We start from the raw sequence: 3,523 nt of genomic DNA on the forward strand, positions 1-3,523 counted from the left end.
CCCCCCCCCCCCCCCCCCCCCCCCCCCCCCCCCCCACAGGGGCTTTTCGTACCTTCAGGTTCGCGTCAGAACTTGTAGCCCAATCCCACCATGTAGACGAACGGATCCACATCCACGTCAACCTTGGCCCGCGTTCCGCCGGCCACCGCGTTGTTGTCGACATAGGCGGTTGTGTCGATGTCGATGTAGCGGACCTGGCCGTTGATCATGATGTTGTCGGTCAGCATGTAGTCGGCGCCGACTTGCCACGCCATGCCCCAACTGTTGCTCGCCCGGAAGTTGCTGAAACCGTTGGCGCTGGCGTCGCTGCCGACGTGTTCGTCATAGATCCAGGTGTAGTTGATGCCGGCACCGACGTAAGGCTGGAAGGCCGACTTGGCGTCGAGCGGGTAGTAGACCAGGCTCAGGGTCGGCGGCAGGTGCTTGAGTGTGCCGAGCTTGCCATTGGCCGCGCCGAGGGCGGTGCCTTTGATTTTCACGTCGTGCTCGAATGGCGAGGCCGCCAGCAGCTCGATCCCCCAATTGTTGGTGAGCATGTAGGCGAAGTTCAGGCCCAACTGAGTGTCGCTGCTCATGGTCGCCTTGCCGCCCAGGTCGGCACCGGTCAGCGGGCCACGGTCGACCTTGACGCTGGAGCTGTCGGCATCCGGATTGACGGTGATGGCGCCGGCGCGAACGATGATATCACCGGCGGTATGGGCCTGGGCGAGAGGGGCAGCGAGGGCGAGGGCGACGAGGGAAGCGCTGAGCAGAGACTTTTGCATGGGGGCTCCGGAGAACATTCAAAAAGGATGTCCCATGTTACGAAGCCGTCTGGTCCGGTCTTTTGACTCAGCTCAATGAAAGTGTGATGAAACACTTGAGGGCGCCATCGCGAGCTTGCTCGCGATAGCTATCTCATGAACAACACATCACTACCAGACTCACTCCGGCAGCTCATACACATAAATCTTCTGCGCCTCCATCTGATACCCGGCATCGGCCAGTTCACTGGTGGATGGCTTGACCTGCATCGGCCCTTCCACCCAGTACGGTTGATAAAGCTCATCGAGCTTGACCCCGACTTCGCTTTTCACATGCACGATCTGGTTCGACGGCGGAGGCGGCACGTGGATGCAGGCGCCGAAATACGGCACCAGCAGGAAGTCGGTCGTGCGGCCTTCCTCGCTGACTTCCAGCGGCACGATATAACCCGGCAAGCGAATCTGCTGGCCGTCCAGGGCCTTGACCACCGGGGCGTTGGGCATGTCCTGCCGGGCCGCCGGCGCGGATTCGGCGGCCAGGGCGTCGCTCATTTTCGACAGGTCATGCAAGGGCGTCATGTTCGGCACTTCCGGCGGCGCGTCCGGCGGGATCATTTCCGACCAGGCCAGGTCCCTCGGCTCGGCCGCCCACAATGGCAGGCTGACCAGCATCAACAGCGCAAGCAGGGCGCGGGGCATTTTCAACGTCCTCATAAACGGATCGACAAGCCATCGGCCAGCGATTGGCGATAGGCGCGCCAGGCCGGCACGCTGCCCATCAGCAGGGCGGCGACCAGAATGCCAGCCAGCAGCGTCCATTCATACTCGCTCGGCCAGCTCAGGGGCAGATACAGGCCATAGGCCGACTGCACGTAACCCTGGGCGACGGCGATGCCGATGTACAGCAAGGCCAGCCCGGCGGTGACTCCGGCCAGCGCCAGCGCAAAGGCTTCGAGCACCAGCAGCGTCGCGATGTGCCACGGCCGCGCGCCCACCGAGCGCAGGATCGCCATCTCCCGACGGCGCTCGTTGAGGCTGGTGAGGATTGCCGTCAGCATGCCGATCAAGCCGGTCAGCACCACGAACAATGAGATCACGAACAAGGCCTTTTCCGCCGTACCCATCAGGCTCCACAACTCTTGCAGCGCCACACCGGGCAGGATCGCCAGCAGCGGCTCGCCACGGAATTCGTTGATTTCCCGTTGCAGCGCAAAGGTGGAAATCTTGTTGTTGAGGCCAAGCATGAACGCGGTGATGGCCTTGGGCGTAAGGTCCATGTTGCGGGCCTGGTCGGCGCTGATACGGCCGTTGCCCTGGGCCGGCACGCCATTTTTCCAGTCGACATGGATCGCCTCCATGCCGCCGAGGCTGATGTGCAGCGTACGATCCACCGGCGTACCGGTGCGCTTGAGAATGCCGACCACGGTGAACGGTTTGTCGTCATGCTTGACCAGGCTGATGGCCGCCACGCCGTGGGCCAGCACCAGCTTTTCGCCGAGTTTGTAATGCAGCGCCTCGGCCACTTCAGCGCCGAGCACCACTTCGAACGGATCGCTGGCGAATGCCCGGCCGTCCGCCAGTTCCAGATGCTGCCGGCGACCGTACTGGTAATGCTCGAAGTAGGCCTCGGTGGTGCCCATCACCCGATAACCGCGATGGGAGTCGCCAAGGGACATGGGGATCGCCCATTTCACTTTCGGATTGTTGGCGAACTGCTCGAAGCTGTCCCAGCGAATGTTATTGGTGGCGTTGCCGATGCGGAACACCGAGTACAACAGCAGGTTCACCGAACCGGAGCGAGCGCCGACAATCAGGTCGGTGCCACTGATGGTGCTGGCGAAACTGGCCCGCGCCTCGGTACGCACGCGCTCCACGGCCAGCAGCAGGCAGACGGAAAGGGCAATGGCAAAAGCGGTGAGGATCGCCGTGAAGCGGCGGTTCGCCAGGCTGGCCATGGCTAGACGGAACAAATACATCTCAGACCTCGAGTGGCGTGGCGGCGCGATTGAGATCGGCCAGCGAGAGGTGGCGATCGAACAGCGGCGCCAGGCTCTGGTCGTGGCTGACAAACAGCAGGCTCGAACCGGCTTCGCGGCATTCGGCGAAGAGCAGCCGCAGGAAGTTTTCCCGGGCGTCGTAATCCAGCGCCGAGGTCGGCTCGTCGGCGATCACCAGTTCCGGTTGGCCGATCAGCGCGCGGGCGGCGGCGACCCGTTGTTGCTGGCCGATGGACAATGAGTCGGCGCGACGCTCCAGCAGGCTCGAATCGCTCAGCCCGAGGTGGGCCAGCAGCGTGGCGGCGGCTTGATCGACGCTGCCATGGCGTTGTTTCGCCCGTTGCGCGCGCAATGTCGAGAAATGGCAGGGCAGCTCGACGTTTTCGCGCACCGAGAGAAATGGCAGTAGATTGAACTGCTGGAAAATGTAGCCGGTATGGTCCACGCGAAAGCGGTCGCGGCGGCCGGCGCCCAGTTCGCTGAGCTCCTGGCCGAGCAGGCGGATGCTGCCGCGATCGGGTGTTTGCACGCCGCCCAGCAGCCCCAGCAACGTGGTCTTGCCGCTGCCGCTGGGGCCCTTGAGGAACAGGGTTTCACCGGCCTCCAGGCGAAACGCCGGGATATCCAGCAAGAGCGGATGCCCGGGCCAGCTGAAGCCCAGGTCGGACAGTTCGATGAGTGCTTGGGTCATGTCGCCGATTTTTCAGGTTAACGGAGTTCCTGTGGGAGCGAGCCTGCTCGCGAATGCGGTGAGTCAGCCAACATCGTCGTTGAATGTACTGG

4 protein-coding genes are annotated in these 3,523 nt (G+C 63.2%); all 4 read right to left on the reverse strand.

The features are described from left to right. Positions 1–65: 65 nt before the first annotated feature. Entirely contained in the window at positions 66–764 is a 699-nt protein-coding gene (locus ACE04F_RS18645; RefSeq protein ID WP_486108979.1) for an OmpW/AlkL family protein, read from the reverse strand. Between the two features lie 159 nt (positions 765–923). After that, positions 924–1,442, reverse strand: a complete 519-nt coding sequence (locus tag ACE04F_RS18650) for a DUF3299 domain-containing protein (protein ID WP_434571515.1) — start codon at positions 1,440–1,442, stop codon at positions 924–926. An 11-nt stretch (positions 1,443–1,453) separates the two neighbouring features. Further along, complete coding sequence (locus ACE04F_RS18655) at positions 1,454–2,719, reverse strand: ABC transporter permease (RefSeq protein ID WP_486108981.1); 1,266 nt, start codon at positions 2,717–2,719, stop codon at positions 1,454–1,456. 1 nt (position 2,720) lies between these two features. Beyond that, positions 2,721–3,431 (reverse strand): ABC transporter ATP-binding protein, encoded by a 711-nt coding sequence (locus ACE04F_RS18660; RefSeq protein WP_305498468.1) that lies wholly within the window; start codon positions 3,429–3,431, stop codon positions 2,721–2,723. Between the last annotated feature and the right edge of the window lie 92 nt (positions 3,432–3,523).

This window comes from Pseudomonas sp. AGC41, from assembly GCF_057334555.1.

What these genes read in the sequence shown, in the direction of transcription:
- ACE04F_RS18645 (WP_486108979.1), bottom strand. Translation starts at nt 764, where the DNA reads ATGCAAAAGTCTCTGCTCAGCGCTTCCCTCGTCGCCCTCGCCCTCGCT.
- ACE04F_RS18650 (WP_434571515.1), bottom strand. Translation starts at nt 1,442, where the DNA reads ATGCCCCGCGCCCTGCTTGCGCTGTTGATGCTGGTCAGCCTGCCATTG.
- ACE04F_RS18655 (WP_486108981.1), bottom strand. Translation starts at nt 2,719, where the DNA reads ATGTATTTGTTCCGTCTAGCCATGGCCAGCCTGGCGAACCGCCGCTTC.
- ACE04F_RS18660 (WP_305498468.1), bottom strand. Translation starts at nt 3,431, where the DNA reads ATGACCCAAGCACTCATCGAACTGTCCGACCTGGGCTTCAGCTGGCCC.